Origin of the sequence: Flavobacterium sp. UBA4197, from assembly GCF_002379575.1 — a bacterium.
In the GTDB taxonomy this organism is placed as follows: Bacteria; Bacteroidota; Bacteroidia; order Flavobacteriales; family Flavobacteriaceae; genus Flavobacterium; species Flavobacterium inviolabile.
Window position 1 is genome coordinate 21,014 of record NZ_DFUB01000024.1, and the last position, 23,814, is coordinate 44,827.

Consider the following 23,814-nt stretch of genomic DNA (forward strand, 5'->3'; position numbering starts at 1 on the left):
TTTTCTAATATTTTTCTAAAACATCTCTAACAGCCCAATCCAATGGGCTGTTTTACTTTTGCATAGTTAATAAAACAAATTATGGACGATTATCCCAATTTAAGTACTAACGTTTCGCTGTAAAGAACATGACCGGTATTGTTCTTCAGGGAACAAAATCTTTATCAGTCATGAAATTTATATTTTTATTCGTAAAGCGTATAAAAAACAAGACGTTTTACAACAACAAGAAAACTCCTGTCACATCCGAATATTACGATATTCACCTCGGTATCGGGACTATGCCCTTTATCGCTATTGGTTCCGAAGAACAGACCATAAAGTCCGGTACGATTCCGAAACCGCAACAGTATCAACCGTCTAATCCTGCTACCTATGCTTTCGGTAACTGAATTTGCAGTGCGGTTAACACTCGCCTTCGTTTTAGGAGCCGCTATAGGCATTGAGCGGCAATGGCGGCAAAAAAGTGCCGGATTGCGCACCAATACCCTCGTATCCATTGGAGCAGCCGCCTTTATACTGCTGTCGGTTTCGATTACCGGCCATTCCGGCGATCCCAGCAGAGTAGCTGCACAGATTGTATCCGGAATCGGTTTTCTGGGTGCCGGCGTGATCATGAAGGACGGCTTGAACGTACAGGGTTTAAATACAGCCGCTACTTTGTGGTGTGCTGCTGCTGTAGGCGCTTTGGTCGGAATAGGATTATTCCCCCAGGCAATACTCACCACAGTTACCGTAATCATTACCCATTTATTATTGCGTACTGTAGGCACAAAGCTTAGTGTATTGACATTTATTCCTAAAAATACCTCCCTGCCTGCCGACTATAAAATTATCATTAACTGTAAAAACAATGTGGAAAACCACATCCGGGTATTGTTAATACAACAATTGGGGAACAATGAAAAAATAGTGCTCCGCTCCCTTGCCAGCAGCGATAATGAAAATCAGACCTCAATTTTAATCGTTGCAGAAATCACGGCAGCCGGCATACAGGATTATATCATGGAACAGATGGTAAGCCGGCTCACCATTGAACAGGAAGTAACCAAAGTGAGCTGGGAATTTACAGGACAACAAGCTGAAATATAAAAAGCAAAACCTTATCAAAATGTTGACAACAAAAATAAAAAACGGGAACAAAGCTTTTTCAAACTTTGAAGAAAGTGCCACTACCCGGCTTAATGCTATTGCAAAAGCCGACGGTAATCTTATATATGCCTTACTGGAAACCAGCGAAGCCGGATTGAGCCAGCAAACGGCGGAAGAAAAATTAAAAAAATTCGGTCCTAACGAAATCCAGCACGAAAAAGCGCCTTCCTGGTACAAACAGCTGTTCATGGCTTTTGTAAACCCGTTTATAGCCGTATTAATTGCTCTGGTGGTTATCTCTGCCGTAATGGATATTATTTTAGCCGCACCGGGCGAACAGGACTATAAAACGGTAATCGTTGTGAGTGTGATGATCATTCTCAGTTCCCTGCTGCGGTTCTGGCAGGAATACAGCAGCAATCAGGCTGCCGAAGCCTTAAAAAACATGGTTACCACAACAGCAACTGTATTGCGCAAAACCATCGGCAAACAGGAAATTTCGTTTAAAGATCTGGTACCCGGTGATATTCTCTATTTGAGTGCCGGCGACATGATCCCTGCCGATATCCGGATAATACAATCCAAAGATTTGTTTGTGAGCCAGGCAATACTCACCGGAGAATCCCTGCCTTTGGAAAAAAGAGAAGCTCCGGTAACGAATCCAACGGCAAAACCGCCTTTGGAACTGGAAAATATCTGCTTTATGGGAACCAATGTGGTAAGCGGAACCGCAACGGCTATTGTGGTTGCCACGGGAAACCTGACCTATCTGGGTGCAATCGGCAAAGCCATTAGCGGCAAACGTTCGGAAACCAGTTTTGATAAAGGCGTCAATAAAGTCAGCTGGCTGCTAATCCGCTATATGCTGGTTATGGTACCTCTGGTTTTTATCGTTAACGGACTGACCAAAGGCGACTGGTTTGATGCCCTGCTGTTTGCTATTGCCATCGCAGTGGGATTAACCCCGGAAATGCTGCCAATGATCGTTACCGCCAACCTGGCCAAAGGGGCAAAAAACATGAGTAAGCGGAAAGTAATCGTAAAACGCCTGAATGCCATACAGAACATTGGCGCAATGGACATACTGTGTACCGATAAAACAGGTACGCTCACTATGGATAAGATCATTTTAGAGCGGCATCTGAACGTTTTGGGCAATGAAGATGATGAGGTCCTCAAATGGGCATACTTTAACAGCTTCCACCAGACCGGCTTAAAAAACCTTTTGGATGTAGCCGTTTTAGAACATGTGGAACTACACGACTACCTGAAAGTGGAAGAAGATTACAAAAAAGTAGATGAAATCCCTTTTGACTTCCAGCGCCGCCGCATGAGTGTTATCCTGGAACAGAAAAACGGCAAACACCTGCTGATCTGTAAAGGTGCCGTTGAGGAAATGCTCGATTTGTGTTCCCATTCTTTTTATCCCGGTGAAAATGCCCGCATACACATCGAAAAAGATGCCATTGTTCCGATTGATGCCGGCATGCGCGAAACGGTCTTAAATACCTCAAGAAAGCTGAACGAAGACGGTTTACGGGTATTGCTGGTGGCAATAAAAGAATACGATAACCGTTCGGCTAACTACAGCGTAGCCGATGAAAGCAAAATGGTCTTAACCGGTTTTATCGGCTTTTTGGATCCGGCAAAACCTTCTGCCAAACCAGCTATTGAAAGTTTACAGAAACTGGGCGTACAGGTAAAAGTACTAACCGGTGATAACGATATTGTGACCCGGAAAATCTGCCGCGATGTTGGCATTCCGTTCCATCACGTTCTATTGGGAAATGAAATTGAGAAAATGACCGATGATGAACTTTCTTCAAAACTGGAAGCAACCAGTGTTTTTGCAAAGCTGAATCCGGTTCAGAAATCCCGGATTGTACAACTGTTCCAGGCACAGCAGCATACGGTTGGCTTTATGGGCGACGGTATCAACGATGCTCCGGCACTGCGAAATGCTGACGTAGGGATTTCGGTGGATACCGCTGTGGATATTGCCAAAGAAAGTGCCGATATTATCCTTTTGGAAAAAGACCTGATGGTATTGCGAAAAGGAGTTATTTACGGCCGCCGGACATTCGGGAACATTATCAAATACATCAAGATGACTGCCAGCAGTAACTTCGGAAACATGTTCAGCATGCTCGGTGCGAGTATCCTGCTGCCGTTTTTGCCGATGTTGCCCATCCATTTACTGATCCAGAACCTGTTATACGATATTTCACAAATATCCATTCCCTGGGACAGAATGGACGAAGATTTCCTGGAAAAACCGCAAAAATGGGATGCTGCCGGAATCAGTCGTTTTATGCTGTATATCGGTCCGATAAGTTCCATCTTTGATTATGCCACATTTGCCGTACTGTTTTTTGTATTCAAAGCGAATGCTCCCGAACATCAGAGCCTGTTCCAGACCGGCTGGTTTGTAGAAGGATTGTTATCGCAAACATTAATCGTACACATGATCCGCACGCGAAAAATACCGTTTGTACAAAGCTGGGCAACGGCTCCGGTTGTCGCCCTCACTTCTTTAGTAATGCTGATCGGTCTGGCAATACCGTTTACACCTTTTGCCAAAACGGTAAACCTGCAGGCTTTACCACTTGCTTATTTTCCATGGCTGATAGGCATACTAACCGGCTATTGCCTGCTGACCCAATTGGTAAAGACACAGTTTCTCAAAAAGTTCGGACAATGGTTGTAGGATACTGTAATCTGCCGTTATTATTTTGGTTTCATTGCCCAAAATAATAACGGCAGATTCGTTCTGTTTAACCGATCCTATACATCCGGCTTTTGAAACATTTAAAATCTTGGTATTTTTTTAAGTATCCGCGAATTACTGTCAAAACGTTTGATAAAAGTAAACTGGAAATTTCCGGAATTAAGGCTGATGTGGTTATCATCCTTATAACTCACATAAAGCTTGTTAAGCAAAAAGGATGCGTTAAGCGACCAGCTGTCGGCATTATAACCGAATGCGGATCTGAAAAAGACACTCGGATTCCAGATTAACGTATCGTTTATATTTTTAAACCCTACCGTCAAACCGGGAGTTACAGAGCCCGTCAGAAAAAAATGACGGTTAATAACCCATGTATAGGCATAGCCGATACTGGGTCCAACCTGGTAAAGGTCTTTATAGAATGCTAAAGAGGTTTCGGCGCGAACCCGTGTATAATAAATACCACCGCCCAGTAACAAACTTCCTGCCGACTTTAACTGCCGTTCCGTCTGGTCAAATGCCGATCGATAGGAAAACTTATTACCATTGAAAACATATTGCCCGAACAGCCCTACTTTGGTTAACTGCATGTCGGGATACATTCCGATGATGTTTTCCTTATTTGTATCTTCCAGGTAAAACCCTTTATAATCCTGTCCGAAGAAATCCAGTACTATTTTCTTTCCGTAATAATGATATTGTAAATCCAGCGAACGGGTTTTTCCCTTTTCCGGATCGGCCAGGAAATTAAAGCCGTGGCTAAAACTGAATGACGAACCGCCCCAGCTAAAGCCTGCACCAATATCAAAAGGATTATTAGGCATGTATTCATCCGTTTTATCGTTACCTGTTTCATGGGACAGCGAAGTGTATTTTCTGGCAATAAAAACCCTTCCGGAATATTCCTGGCTGAACGTACCGATATAGGTACTATCGGTCTGGGCAATGGCATTTTGCTCAAACGCCAATAAAATTAAAAAAAAGAGTATGTGTAATCGTCTGTTTGGCGACATCTGTAGGGCCTGGATTAAAATATACTGAAAGTAACGGGGAATATGCTTTTATATTATATTTTCTCCCGGTTTGCCATCAGTGTTTTCCCCCAATCGTTCAGGCTCCACAGCACTTTTACCAATTCGTCGCCCAAAGCCGTTAAAGTATATTCAACCCTTGGCGGCAGTTCGTTAAATGATTCCTTCCGGATCAACCCGCTTTCTTCCATTTCCTTCAGCTGCTGGTTTAAAACCCTTCGGTCCACAACGGCAATACCCCTTAGAAATTCACTGGGACGTTTCATTCCTTCATTCATTTGCCATAAAATCGGGATTTTCCATTTGCCGCTAATCGTATTGACGGCTTCTTCCAACGGGCATATTTTATTTTCGGTAATGCGGATTTTTGTTTTCATAACAATCGGTATCGGAGAATCACAAAAATACAAACAGGAATTACCGAAACAAAATGTAGCGGAAACATCCCGTGAAAAATATGCCGTTATTTTTTTACAGCTACTACGCTGATACTCTTAAAAGTTGACTTTTTCCACCCTATGGGGTAAAAAAGTGCGGTATTGTGCGTTTCACTGAAACTGGTGATTTTTACACAAAAAAGAAATCTTATGGAACATTTACAGGAGCAAATCGAAGCCCTCAACAAGCAATTGGCCATTCAGCTGCCGCCGGAAGTAATCGCCGCATTCAATGAAGCCATTGCCGGTTTAAAATCCCGGAATATTACCCAAAATGCTCTTAAAACCGGAGCGTCTTTTCCCGATGGAGCCCTGCTCGATCATAAAGGAGAAACTGTTTGGCTAAGCGGGCTGCAGCAACGCAAAAAACTGGTTATTGCCTTTTTCAGAGGTTCCTGGTGTCCTTACTGCAACCTCGAATTAAAAGCATTACAGGACGCCTATCCGCTTATACTGGAAAAAGAAGCCGAACTGATTGCTGTTTCTCCCCAAATGCCCGTTTATAATGCGGCACTGCTGGAAGAGCATCCATTCGGTTTTAAGATTTTTACCGATAAAGACAACGACCTTGCCAAACAATCCGGCATTGCCTTTACACTGCCCGATTCTGTTATTCCTTATTATGAAAGCCTCGGAATTAAATTGCAGGATTTCAACAATACCGCTGCTGCTGTTTTGCCTATTCCTGCTATATTTGTGATAAACGAAGATAACAGCATTGCCTACCGTTTTATCGATGCTGATTATCGGAACCGTATCGTTATTTCAGAACTAATAGCCGCGTTATGACAACAAGAAAAGGAGCCCGGACCATTGCCGCAATACCGCCATCAATTTTAGACCAGCTCAACAAGGGCGAAATTGAATCGGCCAACCTTAACGAATGGCTGGCCATCAACCAGAAGCAGCTGTTGGAAACCGTTTTAACACAGTACAACCGGAAGACCTATTTACAGGATATCCTGACGGACATTTCAAATTTAAAAAAGCAAACGGTCACAACCATCAATGAGGCTATTGGTGTAGGGCTGTTAACGCAAAGCTATATCCATAACGATACGGCGCTTTTTGATCTGCTGTCGCAACATCCGTCGGATACCGTGCGCTGCTGGGCAGTATTCTTTGTCGGTAAAGATGAGGCTACAGTAGCGGAAAAACTGGAACGGATGAAAGTTTTTGCCGCCGACCGTCATTTTGGGGTACGGGAACTCAGCTGGCTGGCGATACGTCCGGACATTACTGAAAATCTGGAAACAACCATCACACTGCTAACGCCCTGGACCCGGTCTGACAACGAATATATCCGGCGTTTTGCCAGTGAGTCCATCAGGCCGAGAGGCGTGTGGTGCAAACATATCGAAGCGTTAAAGGAAACTCCGGAATTAGCCTTACCCATATTGGAACCTTTAAAAGCCGATACTTCCAAATATGTGCGCGACAGTGTTGGTAACTGGCTTAACGATGCTTCCAAAACAAGACCGGAATTTGTGGTCAGCCTGTGTAAAAAATGGGAAAAGGAAAACAATTCCAAAGAAACAGCCTATATCCTGAAAAAAGCAAGGCGAAGTATTCTGAAATAAAAAACTATAAGTCGTATCTTTGAATAGTTACTCCAAATTGAAGTCATGTCGGATACCCGCTTAAAAATCTTTCATACAGTCGCCAGGCATCTGAGCTTTACAAAAGCTTCCGAAGAGTTATGCATTACTCAGCCTGCCGTTACCAAAAACATCAAAGAACTGGAATCTGAATTTGACATCCGTTTGTTTGAAAGAAAAGGTAATAAGATCGAATTAACCGAAGCCGGGCAGCTGCTTTTTAATCACTCGGAAGATATTTTTGAAATTTACAAAAGGATCCATTTCGATTTAAGTCTTTTAAAAGAACGCCATTCCGGTGAACTGCAGCTGGGCGCCAGTACCACGCTAAGCCAGTATATCCTTCCTCCCGTTCTCGCTAATTTTTACAGACATTTTCCGGATATCCGGATTTCGCTTATCAATGCCAATACCGAAAAAATTGAAAAAGCCGTTATCCAGAAAAAAGTAGCTTTGGGAATTGTGGAAGGAAAATCAAAAAATGTAGCCTTAAAATACACGCCTTTTTTAAAGGATGAAATTGTAGCCGTTGTGCACACTTCTCAAAAACTGGCAAACAAAGACAACCTCAGCATGGCGGAATTTTTAAAAACACCGCTGGTATTAAGGGAAGCCGGTTCCGGCAGTCTTGATATTATTTTACACGAACTGGGCAAGCATTCCGTTCACCTGAAAGACCTGAATGTTATTATGCATTTGGGCAGTACCGAAAGTATAAAGTCCTTCCTGGCAAATTCCAACTGTATTGCCTTTGTGTCCATTACAGCCGTTAGCAAAGAAATTGTAAACGGCGAATTTAAAGTTATTGACATTGAAGACCTCGACATCAAGCGCATTTTTTATTTCGCTCATTTACAAGGAAAAACGGAGCGCATCCCGGAAATCTTTATGCGGTTTACCCAAAACAGTATAACCGGAAGTTATAGCTTATAACTATTTATCATTGGCCTGGTGCTGTATATATTCCGAATTTTGTGCTTACAAACAACAAAACAAATCATGGAATCAACCAGCCCAGAAAACAAAATCAAAATACTGTTTTTCAGCATTTTTATCATTTTATGTCTTTTCCCTTTCTTTTCACCGCCAATAGCTTTATTGTCGGGTTTCCTGCTCACTTTGTTCCTGGGCAATCCTTTTCAGAAATTCAGCCACAGTGCCACCAGGATATTATTGCAGTTTTCGGTGGTGGGTCTGGGTTTCGGAATGAACATTACCGAAGCGGTCAAAACCGGAAAGGAAGGTTTTATCTTCACCATAGTATCCATCACTACAACATTGATCGTCGGATTGCTTGTCGGGAAGCTGTTTGCAATTAACCGGAAAACCAGTTTTTTAATTTCCTCCGGAACCGCTATTTGCGGCGGAAGCGCCATTGCTGCCCTGAGTCCGGTTGTTAAAGCCGGAGAAGAAGAAATATCCGTTTCTCTGGCAACGATCTTTATCCTTAATTCAATAGCATTATTTGTCTTTCCGCTGTTGGGACATGTCTTTCATTTAAGCCAGCCGCAATTTGGGATGTGGTGTGCCATTGCCATTCACGATACCAGTTCTGTGGTTGGAGCCGCCCAGCGGTTTGGCGACGAAGCCTTACAGATAGCCACTACTGTAAAACTGCAACGTGCCTTATGGATCATACCGGTTTCGGTTGTAACAGCGCTGGTTTTTAAAAATAAGGAAAGTAAGGTAGTCGTTCCGTATTTTATCTTCCTGTTTATTGCGGCCATGCTTTTCAACAGCTATTTTCCCGCTTTCCAGCCAATAAACGAAGTCATCGTCATGCTGGCAAAAAAAGGACTGACAATAACCCTGTTTCTGATCGGAGCCGGATTAACAAAAGAATCGCTGAAAAAAGCCGGTATAAAACCTTTGGCTCAGGGTGTCCTGTTATGGCTTTTTATATCCGTAGTATCGCTTGTAGTTATTGTGAATGCCATTGCTTAGTGAAGACTATAAAAATTAAAGGGAGCCTAAACTACTCCCTTTTATATTACGCTATTCTGGAACCGTTTTCAACTTTAAAATCCGGAGCCAGTAAAATAACATCCCCCTCTTCGGGAACCGCGCCTAAAACGAGGCACTCGCTCATGAATTTTCCAATTTGTTTTTTAGGAAAATTAACCACCGCTACAATTTGTCTTCCTATTAAAACGTCTTTTGTATATCGTTTGGTAATTTGTGCAGACGATTTGCGGATACCTATTACTGCTCCGAAATCGATCGTTAACTGAAAGGCCGGTTTTCGGGCTTCCGGAAAATCATTGACTTCCAGTATGGTACCCACTCTCATTTCTACTTTTTCAAAATCGCCCCAGCTTATTTTTTCTTGTTCCATAATTAATTTTAAACTATTCGTTTTCCAAAATTAGCAAATCATTTTACATTTATTTATCTTTAACTCTTTTAATAATTATACTACATTTTACAAATGGCACGTACTCCGTCAAACATGTTACCGCTTGGAACCATAGCACCTGAATTTTATTTAAAAGATACCAATTCGGCAGCGGCTTATTATTCCTTCTCCGATTTAAAAGGAGAAAAGGGCACCGTAGTTATGTTTATCTGTAACCACTGCCCTTTTGTACATCATGTTATCGACGAAGTTGTCCGCATTGCTAATGACTATCGCGTTCAGGGTATCGGTTTTATTGCCATATCCAGTAATGATGTTGTGAATTATCCGCAGGATGCTCCGGAGCTGATGACGGAATTTGCCTTTGAGAATAAGTTTGAGTTTCCATACCTGTATGATGAGAACCAGCTTGCTGCCAGAAATTATGATGCTGCCTGTACGCCGGATTTTTATCTATTTGACAACCTGGACAGATTGGTGTACCGCGGACAGCTGGACGACAGCAGACCAGCAAACGGAATTCCGCTAAGCGGCAGCGATTTAAGAGGCGCAATTGACGGTGTTATTTACAACCGGGTTATCAATCCGGAACAAAAACCCAGTTTGGGCTGCAATATTAAATGGAAATGATGCTTATCTAAAAAAATTAGCTACCTTTGCGCTGTGTAAATATACCAGCTATGTTGAGCAATCAGACTTTAACGGTAATCAGGCCACTGTTTTCTGCAAGGAAACGCAGTGTAGCTGTCCTATTTTCACACAACAAAGCCTTCATTAATTAGACCCCGTATATAACAGTTTTTTCTTTTTTATATATACGCGGGTACATTCCTTTCAAACTTTATACAGTAAATTAATTTAATTCGATAGAAAGATCTGTCGGACGCTTTTGCTTATTTATCATGACATCTAAAAAGTTTTTTGCAACGTTGGTTGCACGCCAAATTATCTGGTTCGTCACTATTTTGTTACTTTTAACAGGATTGTATCTTGTTCAATTCCACAATATCGCCTGGGAAGTCCTTTTAATTCCTATTGCTATTCTTGCGGTTATTGCTGTTGATACCTTTCAGTCCAAGCATTCCATTCGCCGTAACTACCCGCTGGTAGGACGGATGCGTTATCTTTTTGAATCCGTTCGCCCGGAATTCAGACAGTATTTCTTTGAAGGGGAACTGGACGGAAAACCATTTAACCGCAGGCAGCGTTCCATTGTGTACCAACGTGCTAAAAACGAAAAGCAAACCATTTCTTTTGGAATGCAGGATGATCCGAACCGCATTGGCTATGAGTGGGCAGCCCATTCAATATATCCCAAAAAAGCAAACGAAAAAGATTTCAGGGTTACTATTGGTAATACCCAGTGCCTGCAACCGTATAGTGCCAGCATTTTAAACATCAGCGCCATGAGTTACGGGGCATTGAGCAAAACTGCCGTTACCTCGTTGAACAAAGGAGCCAAAATGGGGAATTTTGCCCATAATACCGGCGAAGGCGGCATCAGTGATTACCATTTACAGGGTGGTGATCTGATCTGGCAGATCGGAACCGGATATTTCGGCTGCCGTAATCTGGATGGCAGTTTTTCAAATGAATTGTTTGCCGAAAGAGCTGCCTATCCGGAAGTTAAAATGGTGGAGTTAAAACTGTCACAAGGGGCAAAACCGGGACATGGCGGTTTACTGCCGGCTGAGAAAAACACTCCAGAAATTGCAAAGATCAGAAGTATCGAACCGTACACTACGGTACACTCACCGTCGGCACATACCGCTTTTAGCAATGCTATTGAACTGATGTATTTTATAAACCAGCTGCGTCAGCTTTCCAATGGGAAACCGGTAGGATTCAAGATCTGTATCGGACGTCAGGATGAGTTTATCAATATCGTGGAAGCCATGATGGAAACCCGCATTTTCCCTGACTTTATTACCGTTGACGGAGCAGAAGGCGGAACCGGGGCAGCACCTTTGGAGTTTATTGATTATATGGGTATGGCCCTTTCTGATGCTTTGGTGTTTGTGAGTTCCACTTTAAAAACCTACGGTATTCGCGAACAGGTTAAAATTCTGGCAGCCGGGAAAATCATTTCGGCATTCGACCTTGCAAAAGCGTTTGCTTTGGGTGCCGATGCCTGTTATAGTGCCCGCGGAATGATGTTCTCATTAGGCTGTATCCAGGCATTGCAATGCGACAGCGGTAAATGTCCGGTAGGGATTGCCACGCAGGATAAAGCGTTATACAAGGGAATTGATATTACCGACAAGAGCGTACGTGTTGCCAATTTCCATAAAAATACCATGAAAGCCCTGAGTGAATTTATCGGTGCCTGCGGATTTGAAAAACCAAAAGAGATTACGCCAGCCGTATTTTTCAGAAGAACGGAAGGCAGTGCCAACCGCAGTTTTGCAGACCTTTATTTTAAAGGAAAGCTGCAGGATCACAACAGCAAAAAAGAAATGTCAAATTTTTAAAAGATAAAAGTTATGAAACCAATACCCGTTTTATCATTGACCGACTATCAACTACTTCGTGAGTTGACAAAAAATAGCGGCGACAATAAAAGTGCAAAAGAAATCATGCAGCTGTCAAATGAATTGGATCGTGCTATCGTGAACAAAGATGATATTGTAGCCGATAATATTGTCAGAATCAACTCTTTTGTAGAAATTGAAGATACTAAGGCAAAACAACGCATGAAAATTCAGATTGTACTGCCACAATTATCAAACATTAAGGAAGGGAAAGTTTCTGTAATCGCTCCGTTAAGTATCGCACTGATAGGATTTAAAGAGAATGACGAAGTAGATTGGGAAATGCCTGCCGGAATAAAATCACTGCGCATCATATCGGTAACCAATCCTGTCGTTTAATGCTTCTTTACAAAACACCTTCTTTTGGGAACGGTGTTTTTTTTATGCTACTCCCGTTCTAAAATAATTTCCACCGGCCGGTTCGTTCTGGGTCCGAATTGCTGTGCCTGACGTTCGTTTTGTGCCGAACATAGAACATACATATTGAAACTGTTTAGCTGCAAAGACTGTGTTTTAAAACGTCCGCCGTTAGCTTCCCCGTCTGTATCCTCTACTTTAATAAAAAAATTATCGGCCGGAAACGTGTTCGCTACAGACAACAGGTAATTGTCTTTTGCAAAGGGAAAAAACCATCTTGTTTTCTGATCCTTTACTTCTTCGGTTACCCGGTTGCCGTTTTCGTCAATTTTATAGTTGGATGAAAAAACCAATGGCTTGTTGCTGTTTGTCCAGCTATAGATATTGTTGACATTGATGATTTCCTTTCCGGATTCGTCAGCAATAGTGATCTTTAAATTTTTAATGTTTTCTTTTTTCCCGTTTTCATGCACATTCAGTACCAGGTAAGATGTAAAATCATATCCGCAATGCTGGGCAGGCAATTGGGCTTTCGCCGTAAAAAAGGTAAACAGAAGAAGAAAACTTAAATAACGCATGTTCATAAATTATGGGCGTAAAAATACGAAAGCAAATGATAATTCAATAAAAAAAGCCCTCAAAATGAGGGCTTTTCTATTTATCAGTATGAGAGCTGTGGTTAAGCTAAACTTTCTTCAAAAACCGGTGTGTATCTGCGTTTGGCTTTGCCTAAAAGCACTTTCGCGATCTGGTCTGAAATCTGGTTGTCCGGCAACAATCGGTCTAACCAGAAAAATTCTCCTGCCGAGTTTATTTCCAGGAAATAATATTCATCATCCGGAGTTACAATAATATCAATGGCGCCGTAATTCACATCATACATGTCCATCATCTGTAATAATTTCACTCTCAGATCGGCCGGTAATTCATACGGTTTCCAGTCTTCCAGCAATTCAATACCTTCCCTTCTCCAGTCCAGTTTGGCATTATCCATTTTTTGAGAATCGATTTCAAAAGCATAAATTTCCTCACCAACTATCGTGATACGCAATTCTACTTTCTTATCTAATTTTTCCTGAAACTGCATCGGGCAATATTGCAGCGTCTCGATATTATCCAGGTCTTCTTCTTTTATTAAGTTGGTAAAAACAACATTTTCAACACCGTTTCTTTCAATGGCAAAAGAACTCTGCATTTTTGTGATAACGCCTCCCGGATGGTCTTTTACAAAACGTTTTGCTTCTTCCGGGCTATTGGTAATACAGCTTTCCGGAACTTTCATCCCCAGATAGGCTGCGATTTTCATTTGCTCTTCCTTACTGTCCAGACGTCTGTATTTGCTGTATTTCCCTAACTGGAAACAGTTCATGCTTTCCAGCATTCCGAAAAAAGTAGCGCGGATTTCGCCATAAACACTGCCCAGATATTCTCTTTCCAGAACAGTATCCAAACGGCCACCCAAATTATGGCTGCGTCGGTACCATAACGATGCAATATCATGTATGGATACCCGTTCTCCTTCATAATCAAGATATGTTTTCCACTCGCCGTTTTCATAGCAGGTGCTCAAACCGTATTTCAGAGGATATTCGTCTACATTAAAACGAATCGGCTCACCGCCGTGTTCTCTAATTTTTCTTGAAACAATATCAATACATTCATTATCCAGAGTATGCGTAATAATCAATACTTTTTCCATAAATATTTTTTTATGTTATGCCTCGTTTGCCAATAAGGTTCACTATATAACAGTTATTAATAATTTCCTGATTTAAAAAAGCAATTCTATAAACTATATTCTTGCTATGAGTTTTTCAGCGATGGTTTCTCCGATCGGATATCCCAGATCCCGCTGAATCATCCCCCATTCTCCTTGTGGGTTAACTTCTAAAAAAACATAATCGCCATCTTTCCGGCGGATTATATCGATTGCTCCAAAATACAGACCGATATTTTTCATCATCGTATCCAGAGCGGTACAAACGGTATCCGGCAGCACATAAGGCTCCCAGGACGGCTTGATATCATTGGCCGCGCGCCAATCGGTCTTACCGGCTTCCGATGCTTCGGCATTAATTTTTCCGGTATAAAAAGTACCGTCAATATAAATGACCCGCAATTCATACAGCTTCGCAATATTGCGCTGAAAAATCATCGGACAATAGGGCAAAGTGTCTAATCGTTCCAGGTCGGATTCCTGAATGAGCGTTGTTGGAAAAAAAGGAGTGTTTCCTTTCATACTGCGCGATAACGAGCCATGTAATTTGGCTATCATATTCCCCTGACAAACCGAATAAAAGAAATCTTTTACTTTATCCGGGTCATTGGTAAAAAGACTTTCCGGAATGATTAATCCTGCCTCGCGGGCAAAGGATAATTGTTCCAGTTTGTTCTCTCCTATTCTGTGATCGAGTTCCATCGGGTTCATCCAGGGAACATCTTTGAGTGATGCAAAGAACAGGTTGCGCATTGTGGTATATTCCTGAAAATAAATATTTTTAAACGAATCATCCAGATCATCGGGAAGTGCAATCCTCCATAACTTCCTGTAATAAACCGCTTCAATATCTTTTACTGTAAAAGAATGGTCTCCCTGCTGTATGCTCACTGAAACTTCCTGTGAATCACAGGAATAATCAAATTGCAGCTGATGGGAAAATTCATCAGAATTTAACCTGAAAACTTCTTTACCTAATTCTTTTAATCGCTTAATTACTATGTCAATAGTATAAAAATCATTACTGTGGCTTATACATAATATCATCTAAAAACAGAAAAAGCAATGACTTGTCAAACAAGCCATTGCTATTAAACTTATAATTACAACTCTGTAAACGGTCCTCCAGGCTCAAGGATTGGCCCTCCGGTTTCATCGTTATCAGATGGATATTTCATAGTTTGTAATAAATCGTATCTTGGTACAGTTACCGGTCCAGGTCCGTCTTCGTTGTCAGATGGGTATTTTAATGTTTGTAAAGTATCAGTAGCTTTTAAAGTTATGATATCTCCACCTTGAACAGAATTCTTCTCTTCGTTTGTCAATTGGTTCTCTAAGAAATTAGCAAAGAAAGGCTTTTTAAGGTCTTTATTGTTTTTCATAATTATTAAATTTTTAAAGTTAATTGAATTGTCTGATCTTATTTGCAAATAATTGACATTCCAAAATACTATTTTTTTACGCTTTTCAGCAAAAAAAATAATTTTATATGAAAAATAAAATCAAGTTACTGGTTTAAAGAATTTTACAACTCTTAACAAAAGTTTTAATTTAATAAATAAATGTTAAATTTAACACTTTTTTACTATGCATACACAGCAAAAAAATGTTAAATAAGTATAAAATGAAAAATACAGGCGTTAAAAAACACACAAAATGTATAAAAACGGCATAAAAAAAACTGCCATATAAGGCAGTTTTTACTATAAATGTGATATGGACTATTTTACATCCATTAATTCTACATCAAAAATCAACGTAGCATCCGGCGGAATAACACCACCTGCACCACGGGAACCGTATCCTAAATAGGACGGAATTACAAAACGGGCTTTATCGCCTACCTGTAATAAAGCAATACCTTCATCCCATCCTTCAATAACCTGTCCTCTTCCTAATGGAAACTCAATAGGCTGTTTTCTTTTGTATGAACTGTCGAAGATCGCTCCGTTCTCTAATGAACCGGAATAGTGTACAGAAACGATTTTACCTTTTTCTGCTTTTTTCCCGCTTCCTTTCTGAATCATTTTATAACGCAGTCCGCTTTCTGTTTTTTCAAAACCGGCTGCTAATTTTTCCAAAGCCTCTTCAGCCTGACGTTTTTGCTCTGCTAAACGTTTTTCTCTTGAACCTTCAAAAGTACGGAACGCTTCAATGGCATTCCATTTCTGAGCTTCTTCCCCTACTCTGATGATTTCCAGGCTATCGATAAGATCACCCTGCGCAACAGCATCAACAATATCCTGTCCTTCGATTACGTGACCGAAAACGGTGTGTTTATTATCCAGCCAAGGTGTTTCAACGTGTGTGATAAAAAACTGAGAACCGTTTGTTCCGGGCCCTGCATTTGCCATCGATAAAACTCCCGGTACATCGTGTTTCAATTCCGGATGAAATTCATCATCAAACTGGTATCCCGGTCCGCCAACACCGCTTCCAAGAGGACAACCTCCCTGAATCATAAAGTCGGCAATAACTCTATGGAATTTTAAACCGTCATAGTATGGTTTTCCCTGTGGTTTTACATCATTTTCTAAATTCCCTTCCGCTAAACCAACAAAGTTCCCAACAGTTCCAGGGGTTTTATCATGCGTTAACTTTACCAAAATAGCTCCTTTGGTAGTATTAAATTTTGCGTAAATTCCGTCTTGCATTTTTTATACTTTTTTAAATAATGAGCAACAAATATAATGTTATTTTATAAATTTATAATTTAAGGCTTCCCGCTTTTATTTGCGTTTGTAAGTCAGTGCATAAATTATGATGGCTGCCACAGACAGCATCGCACCTCCAATTGAGAAAGCATGCCATTTGCCGTAATTCCACAGCCACAAACCAAATGCCGATCCTAAAGCTGTTCCTAAAAAACTGAACGACATATAAACCGTATTCATCCTGTTCCGGGCTTCCGGAAGCAACGAATAAACCCTGGTCTGGTTCGAGATATGTACCGATTGCAGACCTACATCAATAAAAACAATTCCGATTAATATCCCGATTAAACTCCCGGAAGAAAAATAGAATATGATAAAACTGATCAGCAGCAGCAAACAGCCATAACCAATCACGACCCGCGGATTACCCTTATCGCCTAATTTCCCGACAAGCGGTGCCGCCAAAGCTCCGGAAGCACCTACAATTCCGAAAAGGCCTATCGTTGCACTGTTATAATGAAACGGTTCCCCGGATAGCAACAAAACCATAGTGGTCCAGAAAGCGCCAAACTGGGCAAAGCTTAACGCATTGATCAGGGTTGCTTCCCGCAATAAAGGCTGTTCTTTGATCAGCGAAAATAAAGATCCTAAAAGTTCTCCGTAAGTTCCTTTAAAATTCGGTCTGTTTACCGGGAATTTCTTTTGTATCACAATCACGATTAGCAAACATAAAACGGCAGCAATCCAGAACATTCCTCTCCAGCCGAGCCAGGCACCAATAAAGCCGCTGACCGTTCGTGAAATTAAAATGCCGACCAACAAACCGCTCATGACCGTACCGATCACCTTACCTCTTTGTTCCGGCGAAGCCAGGCTTGCCGACAACGGTAAAATCAACTGGGGTACGATGGACGAGGCTCCGATTAAAAAACTGGCGATCTGAAGCATCTTAAAGTTTGTGGCGGTAGCCGCAATGATCAAAGCTGCCACTGCAGCAAGCGTTGTGATTTGTATTTGTTTTTTACGTTCCAGCTTATCGCCCAGCGGAACCATAAAAAACATACCGATTGCATAACCGGCCTGTGTTAGATATGTAATGGTTCCAGCCTGGTCTTCGGGTATAGAAAATTCTTTAGCAATAAGAATTATCAGGGGCTGGCAGTAGTACAGATTGGCAACAATCAAACCTGTACAGATGGCCATAAAGCCAACATCTGTTCGGGATAAATTCATGCCGCAAAATTAATTCTATATCTCTTAATTAAATCTTAAATTACCGGAAAAATTTCTTCCGGCATCACCGGATTTTAATACAAACTGTATCTTTGTGAAAACCGTTTTTTTAGCATAAAACCAACTATATTCAAACGGATTTGTAACTTTAAGCAATCAAAAAACAACTATTAAAAACCGAATCATGGATATTCCTGAAGATTACCTTGAAACCAATAAAGCGACCTGGAATGATAAAGTGGATTATCATATCGCTTCCGATTTTTATCAAATGGATGCTTTTTTAAACGGTGAATCCACGTTAAACGAAATCGAACTGGCGTTATTGGGACCGGTTTCCGGCAAAAAGATCCTGCATCTGCAATGTCATTTCGGGCAGGATACCATTTCTTTAGCCCGCATGGGTGCAAAGGTTACCGGAATTGATTTATCCGATAAAGCAATTGCAAAAGCAACGGAATATGCACAGCAAATGACTATCGATGCGACCTTTATCTGTAGTGACGTTTATGATTTACCGAATCATCTGGACGGGCAGTTTGACATTGTTTTTACCAGCTACGGCACTATTGGCTGGTTACCGGACCTGAACAAATGGGCAAAGGTTGTCAACCATTTTCTAAAACCGGGCGGGAAGTTTGTATTTGTGGAGTTCCACCCTGTGGTATGGATGTTTGACAGCAATTTCACGGAAATACAATATGATTATTTCAATACCGAAACCATTATCGAATCGGCCACCGGTACCTATGCCGATAAAGAGGCTCCTATTAAAAATGAATCCGTGAGCTGGAATCACCCGTTAACAGAGGTTATGAGTGCTTTAATACAACATAATCTGGAAATTAATATCTTTGAAGAGTATAATTATTCGCCTTATCCGTGTTTTAACGAAGTGGAAGCATTTGCCCCGAATAAATTCCGTATCAAACATTTAGGCAATAAATTACCCATGACATATTCAATAGTAGCGACAAAAAAATAAACCTATGAAGAGCCTTTATAATCCTGCTTCCAATCAGGACATCATCGACCGCATCAATCAATTGTCACCACATTCTCTTTCTCATTGGGGAAAAATGACCGTAAGTCAAATGATGGAACATTGCCAGGCACCCATAAAAGTGGCTTTTGGAGAACTAACGCTTAAGCAGAACCTGATCGGGCTGTTGTTCGGAAGAATAGCCAAAAAGAAATTGGTAGAAGACAAACCGTTTGATCCCAATATCCCGACAGCCAAAGAATTTATTATCACTCACGAACCGGATTTCGATGCGGCAAAAACAGCATTAATAGACCGGGTTAGCCGTTTCCAGCAGGGACCCAGCGTTATCAAAAACCTGAAACATCCGTTTTTTGGCCCGATGACACCGGAAGAATGGGATATTTCCCAATGGAAGCACCTGGATCACCATTTAAGACAATTTGGCGTTTAATCCAAAAATGATGATTTCTCTAAATAAAATAGGATTACTCGTAACCGGATTGCTCTTTTTATCCTGCGAAACAAAAAAGCAGGACATTGCGTTGTCCGGTACCTTTGTTAATGTTTCTTATTTAGAGAAATCAAACCATATACTGCTTGCCGATATTCCGTTTTATGCGGTTGAAATGACTTTTTTAAAAGACAGTGTTTTATTTTCCAATGGTTTCGAAACCGGAAAAATAGCATTTCATAAAAAAGGCAGCCTGTACACGCTTCACAATGCCTATCAGCATAACGGCACTTTACAGGACATGCAGCTCGAAGCGACTTCCGACAGTACTTTTATTGTAAAAGACAGTACCTATACAAATACCAAAGGGAATACTGTTTTTTCAAAATCGGCCGCTTCATTTGAAAGCCGGTTAGCCCAAACCATGATTGCCGGAACGTATGAATTTATCTTTCCGGAAACCTTAAAAACAAAAAAGGTACATTTCACCGATAAGGAAATTACCGGTTTTCCCGGTTACAGCCGCTATGAATTGTGTTATTCCGGTGACTGTATGCAAATGATTACCGATAAGATCAATGCAATTTACCTTTCCGATGCCAACACAACAACCCTGTTTGGCTGGAAATACGGACCGGACAATACTGTCGCACTATATAATGTAACCGCTCCCGTTCCGGATATAAAGGGCGATCAGAAGATTACAACCCGGGCTTATCTGCTTAAAAAAGTGCAGAAATAAATTGATTTCTATTTTTTAAGCTATTTTTGCCAAAATTTTCACTCTATGCGCATTGACATCATTACCCTGTTACCCGAACTGATCCGAAGTCCGTTTGAAGCTTCTATTTTAAAAAGAGCTGTCGATAAAGGCCTTGTAGAAGTTCATTTTCACAACCTTCGCGATTACAGTACCAACAAACACAAAAATGTGGACGATTATCAGTTTGGCGGCGGAGCAGGAATGGTCATGAGTATCGAGCCGATCGATGCCTGTATCAGTAAGCTGAAAAGCGAACGCGAATATGACGAAGTGGTTTATATGACTCCGGATGGCGAAACCTTAAATCAAAAGATGGCCAACTCCATGTCCCTGTTAAAAAACATCATCATTTTATGCGGCCATTATAAAGGAGTGGACCAGCGCGTTAGAGATCATTTTATTACCAAAGAGATCTCCATTGGCGATTATGTCCTTTCCGGAGGCGAATTAGGAGCTGCCGTTCTGGCCGACAGTATCATCCGTTTGATTCCGGGAGTACTGAGCAATGAAACATCGGCTTTAACCGACAGTTTTCAGGATAATCTGCTCTCTCCTCCTATCTATACACGTCCGGCGGAATACAAAGGATGGAAGGTGCCGGATATCTTATTGAGCGGTAATTTTCCGGAAATTGAAAAATGGCGGGAAAACCAGGCTTACGAACATACCAAAACAAGACGTCCCGATTTACTTAACGACTAATAATCAACAAAATAGGCACTCTTAGAAATATTTCAAGAAAAGTAAGTTTTTTAGCTATAAAAGACTTGTCTGTTTCGTTAAAATCATTATCTTTGCGCCCATATTTGGACTAACCTCTGACGATAACCGTGAATGTTGCTCTGATTCAAAACAATTAACATTATCTATCATGTCAAATTTATTAAAATTTGTTCAAGACGAATTCGTAGCGAAAAAAGATTTCCCTGAATTCAACGCAGGTGATACTATCACTGTTTATTACGAAATTAAAGAGGGTGAAAAAACCAGAACTCAGTTCTTCAAAGGAGTTGTTATCCAAAAAAGAGGTGCTGGTGTAACGGAAACTTTCACAATCCGTAAAATGTCAGGTGCTGTAGGTGTTGAGCGTATCTTCCCTTTAAACATGCCTGCTTTACAAAAAATTGAATTGAACCAAAGAGGTAAAGTTCGTAGAGCTCGTATCTTCTACTTCAGAGAACTTACTGGTAAAAAAGCAAAAATCAAAGAAAGAAGAAGATAATCTGCTTTCCGATTTTCATAGAACAAGTCCCGATATATTCGGGACTTTTTTTTTGATAAAATCTTACCTTTTAAATTATCATTTTAGCATTTTTCAAACGCCAAATTAATAAAATACTAATTCGAGCGTTAACCCGCTTATTTCGACCGCTTTTTCTTTTCATTTTCTTATCTTTGCTACGCTTTTTTTAAAGGCAAAAAAGAGAACAAACACTACTATATTATTTTCGATACGATTTTAAAAATTCAAACGATGACACAAAAATCAAAGATTATTTACACCATTACAGATGAGGCGCCAATGCTGGCTACACATTCATTATTGCCAATTGTAAAAGCATTCACGGCTCCGTCTGGTATTGAAATAGAAACAAGAGACATTTCTCTTGCAGGAAGAATACTGGCTAACTTCCCGGAATTCCTGAAAGAAGAACAACGTATTAATGATGACCTGGCAGAATTGGGACAACTGGCAACAACTCCTGAGGCAAACATCATCAAATTACCAAATATTTCTGCTTCTGTTCCACAGTTAAAAGCAGCTATCAAAGAATTACAGGCACATGGTTATGCTGTTCCCGATTTTCCGGAAGAGCCTAAAAACGATGCTGAAAAAGAAATTAAAGCAAAATATGCTAAAGTATTGGGTTCTGCCGTAAACCCGGTTTTACGTGAAGGAAATTCCGATCGTAGAGCACCAAAAGCGGTTAAGAATTATGCAAAAGCCAATCCGCATTCAATGGGACCATGGTCGGCAGATTCCAAAACCCATGTAGCCAGTATGGAGCAGGGTGATTTCTACGGAAGTGAAACATCGGTAACAGTAAATGAAGCTACAGACGTTAAAATCGAATTCGTTGCTGCCGATGGTACTGCTACGGTATTAAAAGCAAGTACGCCTTTAAAAGCCGGTGAAATCATCGACAGTTCGGTAATGAGCCTAAAAGCTTTAAAAAGCTATGTGGCTAAAGAAATTGAAGATGCCAGAGCTAAAAATGTATTGCTTTCGATTCACCTGAAAGCAACAATGATGAAAATTTCCGATCCGATTATCTTCGGAGCGATCGTAGAAGTTTATTTTAAAGAGGTATTCGAAAAATATGCTGCTTTATTTGAAACTTTAAATATTGATACCCGTAACGGTTTGGGGGATGTTTATGCAAAAATTGCCGGACATCCGCAACAGGCTGAAGTGGAAGCGGCTATTCAGGAAACGTATAAAAAAGGACCTGCATTGGCAATGGTTAATTCCGATAAAGGAATCACGAACCTGCACGTACCTTCAGATGTGATCGTGGATGCTTCGATGCCTGCTATGATCCGCACTTCCGGACAAATGTGGAATGCCGAAGGAAAACAGGAAGATACCAAAGCATTAATCCCGGACAGATGCTATTCCGGACTTTACACGGCTACTATTGATTTCTGTAAAAAGAACGGTGCTTTCGACCCTAAAACAATGGGAAGTGTACCAAATGTTGGTTTGATGGCTCAAAAAGCAGAAGAATACGGATCGCACGATAAAACGTTCCAGGCTACTGCTACCGGTGTTATCCGTGTAGTGGATACTAATGGTACCGTATTATTACAGCAAAATGTGGAAGCTGGTGATATTTTCAGAATGTGTCAAACAAAAGATGCACCTATCCAGGACTGGGTTAAACTTGCCGTAAACAGAGCAAAAGCAACCAATACACCAACGGTATTCTGGTTAGATGAAAACAGAGCACACGACAGAGAATTAATCAAAAAAGTAACTGCTTATTTAAAAGATTATGATACAACCGGATTGGATATCAGAATCCTTTCTCCGGTGGATGCTACGATTTTCTCTTTAGAAAGAATCAAAGCCGGATTGGATACTATTTCGGTAACCGGAAACGTATTGCGTGATTATTTAACCGACTTATTCCCTATTTTAGAATTAGGTACTTCTGCCAAAATGTTATCGATCGTTCCTTTAATGAACGGTGGTGGTTTATTTGAAACAGGAGCCGGAGGTTCTGCACCGAAACACGTAGAACAATTCCTTGAAGAAGGTTACCTACGTTGGGATTCTCTTGGAGAGTTCCTGGCATTAGCGGTATCTTTAGAGCATTTAGGAAATGTATTCAACAAAAACAAAGCTTTGGTTCTTTCGGAAACATTAGACCAGGCTACTGAAAAATTCCTTGCAAATGATAAATCTCCTGCCCGTAAAGTAGGACAGATTGACAACAGAGGTTCTCACTTCTATCTGGCATTATACTGGGCTGAAGCTTTAGCCACACAAACTAAAGATGCAGAATTACAGGCGCAGTTTGCTCCTATTGCAAAAGAACTTTTTGAAAATGAAGCACAAATTAACGGTGAGTTAATCGGTGCTCAGGGGAAAGCTCAGAATATCGGCGGTTATTACCACCCAGCGCAGACATTAACAGACGAGGCAATGCGTCCAAGTACGACTTTAAATACAATTTTAAATAAAATTGCTTAATTAGTTTTGTCATTATAAAAACAAAAAGGCAACCATAACGGTTGCCTTTTTTTATGGCGATAACCTTTGCTAACAACCATAAAAAAGCCCGCTCTTTCGAGCGGGCTTTTTACATTATTATCACAATCTAAAACTAATTATCGTTTTAACGAGAAGTGCGCCTTAAATTCTTTTAATTGTCCTT

Annotated in this window: 25 protein-coding genes; 16 read left to right on the top strand and 9 right to left on the bottom strand. The window is 40.9% G+C overall.

Annotated features, from left to right (window positions below):
- The first annotated feature begins 170 nt into the window (after positions 1-170).
- From B3394_RS13930 to mgtA, 3 genes are read left to right on the top strand one after another with little or no spacing between them, the layout of a single operon-like run.
- Complete coding sequence (locus B3394_RS13930) at positions 171-392, top strand: hypothetical protein (RefSeq protein WP_286925641.1); 222 nt, start codon at positions 171-173, stop codon at positions 390-392.
- Entirely contained in the window at positions 376-1,092 is a 717-nt protein-coding gene (locus B3394_RS13935) for an MgtC/SapB family protein (protein ID WP_286925642.1), read from the top strand. Before B3394_RS13930 ends, B3394_RS13935 begins: the two co-directional genes overlap by 17 nt.
- 19 nt (positions 1,093-1,111) lie before the next feature.
- Positions 1,112-3,799, top strand: a complete 2,688-nt coding sequence (gene mgtA / locus B3394_RS13940; RefSeq protein ID WP_286925643.1) for a magnesium-translocating P-type ATPase — start codon at positions 1,112-1,114, stop codon at positions 3,797-3,799.
- A 101-nt stretch (positions 3,800-3,900) separates the two neighbouring features.
- Here mgtA and B3394_RS13945 read toward each other — a convergent pair whose 3' ends face one another.
- Entirely contained in the window at positions 3,901-4,833 is a 933-nt protein-coding gene (locus tag B3394_RS13945) for a DUF4421 family protein (protein ID WP_177734258.1), read from the bottom strand.
- A gap of 53 nt (positions 4,834-4,886) precedes the next feature.
- Positions 4,887-5,228 (bottom strand): winged helix-turn-helix transcriptional regulator, encoded by a 342-nt coding sequence (locus B3394_RS13950; protein WP_273247094.1) that lies wholly within the window; start codon positions 5,226-5,228, stop codon positions 4,887-4,889.
- A 210-nt stretch (positions 5,229-5,438) separates the two neighbouring features.
- Here B3394_RS13950 and B3394_RS13955 point away from each other — a divergent pair, with 210 nt between their 5' ends.
- The 4 genes from B3394_RS13955 (at position 5,439) to B3394_RS13970 (ending at position 8,830) form a co-directional block, all read left to right on the top strand.
- Positions 5,439-6,077: a peroxiredoxin-like family protein gene (locus B3394_RS13955; protein ID WP_286925644.1), complete on the top strand. Its 639-nt coding sequence runs from the start codon at positions 5,439-5,441 to the stop codon at positions 6,075-6,077.
- A complete protein-coding gene (locus tag B3394_RS13960) occupies positions 6,074-6,868 on the top strand; it encodes a DNA alkylation repair protein (RefSeq protein ID WP_286925645.1) in 795 nt (264 codons plus the stop codon). Before B3394_RS13955 ends, B3394_RS13960 begins: the two co-directional genes overlap by 4 nt.
- 45 nt (positions 6,869-6,913) lie before the next feature.
- Positions 6,914-7,819, top strand: coding sequence for a LysR family transcriptional regulator (locus B3394_RS13965; protein ID WP_286925646.1), 906 nt, complete (start codon positions 6,914-6,916; stop codon positions 7,817-7,819).
- Between the two features lie 66 nt (positions 7,820-7,885).
- Complete coding sequence (locus B3394_RS13970; RefSeq protein WP_286925647.1) at positions 7,886-8,830, top strand: YeiH family protein; 945 nt, start codon at positions 7,886-7,888, stop codon at positions 8,828-8,830.
- 46 nt (positions 8,831-8,876) lie between these two features.
- Here the strand turns inward: B3394_RS13970 and B3394_RS13975 are convergent, their stop codons facing one another.
- Positions 8,877-9,221, bottom strand: coding sequence for a tRNA-binding protein (locus tag B3394_RS13975; RefSeq protein WP_286925648.1), 345 nt, complete (start codon positions 9,219-9,221; stop codon positions 8,877-8,879).
- A 93-nt stretch (positions 9,222-9,314) separates the two neighbouring features.
- On the opposite strand from B3394_RS13975, the gene B3394_RS13980 reads away from it, so the two are divergent.
- From B3394_RS13980 to B3394_RS13990, 3 genes are all read left to right on the top strand, one after another.
- Complete coding sequence (locus tag B3394_RS13980; RefSeq protein WP_177734251.1) at positions 9,315-9,872, top strand: thioredoxin family protein; 558 nt, start codon at positions 9,315-9,317, stop codon at positions 9,870-9,872.
- A 272-nt stretch (positions 9,873-10,144) separates the two neighbouring features.
- Complete coding sequence (locus B3394_RS13985) at positions 10,145-11,713, top strand: FMN-binding glutamate synthase family protein (RefSeq protein ID WP_414654274.1); 1,569 nt, start codon at positions 10,145-10,147, stop codon at positions 11,711-11,713.
- Between the two features lie 12 nt (positions 11,714-11,725).
- Entirely contained in the window at positions 11,726-12,112 is a 387-nt protein-coding gene (locus B3394_RS13990; protein WP_177734249.1) for a GreA/GreB family elongation factor, read from the top strand.
- A gap of 47 nt (positions 12,113-12,159) precedes the next feature.
- Here the strand turns inward: B3394_RS13990 and B3394_RS13995 are convergent, their stop codons facing one another.
- From B3394_RS13995 to B3394_RS14020, 6 genes are all read right to left on the bottom strand, one after another.
- Positions 12,160-12,708, bottom strand: a complete 549-nt coding sequence (locus B3394_RS13995) for a hypothetical protein (protein ID WP_177734248.1) — start codon at positions 12,706-12,708, stop codon at positions 12,160-12,162.
- 101 nt (positions 12,709-12,809) lie between these two features.
- Positions 12,810-13,829 (bottom strand): MvdC/MvdD family ATP grasp protein, encoded by a 1,020-nt coding sequence (locus B3394_RS14000; protein WP_177734247.1) that lies wholly within the window; start codon positions 13,827-13,829, stop codon positions 12,810-12,812.
- Positions 13,830-13,922: 93 nt separating this feature from the next.
- A complete protein-coding gene (locus B3394_RS14005; protein WP_177734246.1) occupies positions 13,923-14,894 on the bottom strand; it encodes an MvdC/MvdD family ATP grasp protein in 972 nt (323 codons plus the stop codon).
- A gap of 56 nt (positions 14,895-14,950) precedes the next feature.
- The gene (locus tag B3394_RS14010; RefSeq protein WP_177734245.1) at positions 14,951-15,229 is read right to left on the bottom strand and encodes a microviridin/marinostatin family tricyclic proteinase inhibitor; all 279 of its coding nucleotides are present in this window, start codon (positions 15,227-15,229) and stop codon (positions 14,951-14,953) included.
- A 339-nt stretch (positions 15,230-15,568) separates the two neighbouring features.
- Positions 15,569-16,501 (bottom strand): peptidylprolyl isomerase, encoded by a 933-nt coding sequence (locus B3394_RS14015; protein WP_177734244.1) that lies wholly within the window; start codon positions 16,499-16,501, stop codon positions 15,569-15,571.
- Positions 16,502-16,576: 75 nt separating this feature from the next.
- Entirely contained in the window at positions 16,577-17,734 is a 1,158-nt protein-coding gene (locus B3394_RS14020; protein WP_177734243.1) for an MFS transporter, read from the bottom strand.
- A gap of 184 nt (positions 17,735-17,918) precedes the next feature.
- Between B3394_RS14020 and B3394_RS14025 the strand changes: the two genes are divergently transcribed.
- From B3394_RS14025 to B3394_RS14050, 6 genes are all read left to right on the top strand, one after another.
- Complete coding sequence (locus B3394_RS14025) at positions 17,919-18,719, top strand: class I SAM-dependent methyltransferase (protein ID WP_286925649.1); 801 nt, start codon at positions 17,919-17,921, stop codon at positions 18,717-18,719.
- Between the two features lie 4 nt (positions 18,720-18,723).
- Positions 18,724-19,170, top strand: a complete 447-nt coding sequence (locus tag B3394_RS14030; RefSeq protein WP_177734241.1) for a DUF1569 domain-containing protein — start codon at positions 18,724-18,726, stop codon at positions 19,168-19,170.
- Between the two features lie 7 nt (positions 19,171-19,177).
- Positions 19,178-19,912 (top strand): hypothetical protein, encoded by a 735-nt coding sequence (locus tag B3394_RS14035; RefSeq protein ID WP_286925650.1) that lies wholly within the window; start codon positions 19,178-19,180, stop codon positions 19,910-19,912.
- A 45-nt stretch (positions 19,913-19,957) separates the two neighbouring features.
- Positions 19,958-20,635 carry a tRNA (guanosine(37)-N1)-methyltransferase TrmD gene (gene trmD / locus B3394_RS14040; RefSeq protein ID WP_177734239.1) on the top strand — a complete coding sequence of 226 codons (678 nt, stop codon included), beginning with the start codon at positions 19,958-19,960 and terminating at the stop codon, positions 20,633-20,635.
- A 169-nt stretch (positions 20,636-20,804) separates the two neighbouring features.
- Entirely contained in the window at positions 20,805-21,155 is a 351-nt protein-coding gene (gene rplS / locus B3394_RS14045) for a 50S ribosomal protein L19 (RefSeq protein ID WP_177734238.1), read from the top strand.
- A 252-nt stretch (positions 21,156-21,407) separates the two neighbouring features.
- Positions 21,408-23,630: an NADP-dependent isocitrate dehydrogenase gene (locus tag B3394_RS14050; RefSeq protein ID WP_286925651.1), complete on the top strand. Its 2,223-nt coding sequence runs from the start codon at positions 21,408-21,410 to the stop codon at positions 23,628-23,630.
- Positions 23,631-23,814 lie beyond the last annotated feature (184 nt).

Bases quoted from the DNA above. Each gene is read 5' to 3' on its own strand.
- B3394_RS14015 (WP_177734244.1), bottom strand. From the start codon at position 16,501: ATGCAAGACGGAATTTACGCAAAATTTAATACTACCAAAGGAGCTATT.
- B3394_RS13970 (WP_286925647.1), top strand. From the start codon at position 7,886: ATGGAATCAACCAGCCCAGAAAACAAAATCAAAATACTGTTTTTCAGC.
- B3394_RS14025 (WP_286925649.1), top strand. From the start codon at position 17,919: ATGGATATTCCTGAAGATTACCTTGAAACCAATAAAGCGACCTGGAAT.
- rplS (WP_177734238.1), top strand. From the start codon at position 20,805: ATGTCAAATTTATTAAAATTTGTTCAAGACGAATTCGTAGCGAAAAAA.
- B3394_RS13985 (WP_414654274.1), top strand. From the start codon at position 10,145: ATGACATCTAAAAAGTTTTTTGCAACGTTGGTTGCACGCCAAATTATC.
- B3394_RS13975 (WP_286925648.1), bottom strand. From the start codon at position 9,221: ATGGAACAAGAAAAAATAAGCTGGGGCGATTTTGAAAAAGTAGAAATG.
- B3394_RS14035 (WP_286925650.1), top strand. From the start codon at position 19,178: ATGATGATTTCTCTAAATAAAATAGGATTACTCGTAACCGGATTGCTC.
- B3394_RS14005 (WP_177734246.1), bottom strand. From the start codon at position 14,894: ATGATATTATGTATAAGCCACAGTAATGATTTTTATACTATTGACATA.
- B3394_RS13965 (WP_286925646.1), top strand. From the start codon at position 6,914: ATGTCGGATACCCGCTTAAAAATCTTTCATACAGTCGCCAGGCATCTG.
- B3394_RS14010 (WP_177734245.1), bottom strand. From the start codon at position 15,229: ATGAAAAACAATAAAGACCTTAAAAAGCCTTTCTTTGCTAATTTCTTA.
- B3394_RS13955 (WP_286925644.1), top strand. From the start codon at position 5,439: ATGGAACATTTACAGGAGCAAATCGAAGCCCTCAACAAGCAATTGGCC.
- B3394_RS14050 (WP_286925651.1), top strand. From the start codon at position 21,408: ATGACACAAAAATCAAAGATTATTTACACCATTACAGATGAGGCGCCA.
- B3394_RS13945 (WP_177734258.1), bottom strand. From the start codon at position 4,833: ATGTCGCCAAACAGACGATTACACATACTCTTTTTTTTAATTTTATTG.
- trmD (WP_177734239.1), top strand. From the start codon at position 19,958: ATGCGCATTGACATCATTACCCTGTTACCCGAACTGATCCGAAGTCCG.
- B3394_RS14030 (WP_177734241.1), top strand. From the start codon at position 18,724: ATGAAGAGCCTTTATAATCCTGCTTCCAATCAGGACATCATCGACCGC.
- B3394_RS13935 (WP_286925642.1), top strand. From the start codon at position 376: ATGCTTTCGGTAACTGAATTTGCAGTGCGGTTAACACTCGCCTTCGTT.
- B3394_RS13990 (WP_177734249.1), top strand. From the start codon at position 11,726: ATGAAACCAATACCCGTTTTATCATTGACCGACTATCAACTACTTCGT.
- B3394_RS13995 (WP_177734248.1), bottom strand. From the start codon at position 12,708: ATGCGTTATTTAAGTTTTCTTCTTCTGTTTACCTTTTTTACGGCGAAA.
- B3394_RS13960 (WP_286925645.1), top strand. From the start codon at position 6,074: ATGACAACAAGAAAAGGAGCCCGGACCATTGCCGCAATACCGCCATCA.
- B3394_RS13930 (WP_286925641.1), top strand. From the start codon at position 171: ATGAAATTTATATTTTTATTCGTAAAGCGTATAAAAAACAAGACGTTT.
- mgtA (WP_286925643.1), top strand. From the start codon at position 1,112: ATGTTGACAACAAAAATAAAAAACGGGAACAAAGCTTTTTCAAACTTT.
- B3394_RS14020 (WP_177734243.1), bottom strand. From the start codon at position 17,734: ATGAATTTATCCCGAACAGATGTTGGCTTTATGGCCATCTGTACAGGT.
- B3394_RS13980 (WP_177734251.1), top strand. From the start codon at position 9,315: ATGGCACGTACTCCGTCAAACATGTTACCGCTTGGAACCATAGCACCT.
- B3394_RS13950 (WP_273247094.1), bottom strand. From the start codon at position 5,228: ATGAAAACAAAAATCCGCATTACCGAAAATAAAATATGCCCGTTGGAA.
- B3394_RS14000 (WP_177734247.1), bottom strand. From the start codon at position 13,829: ATGGAAAAAGTATTGATTATTACGCATACTCTGGATAATGAATGTATT.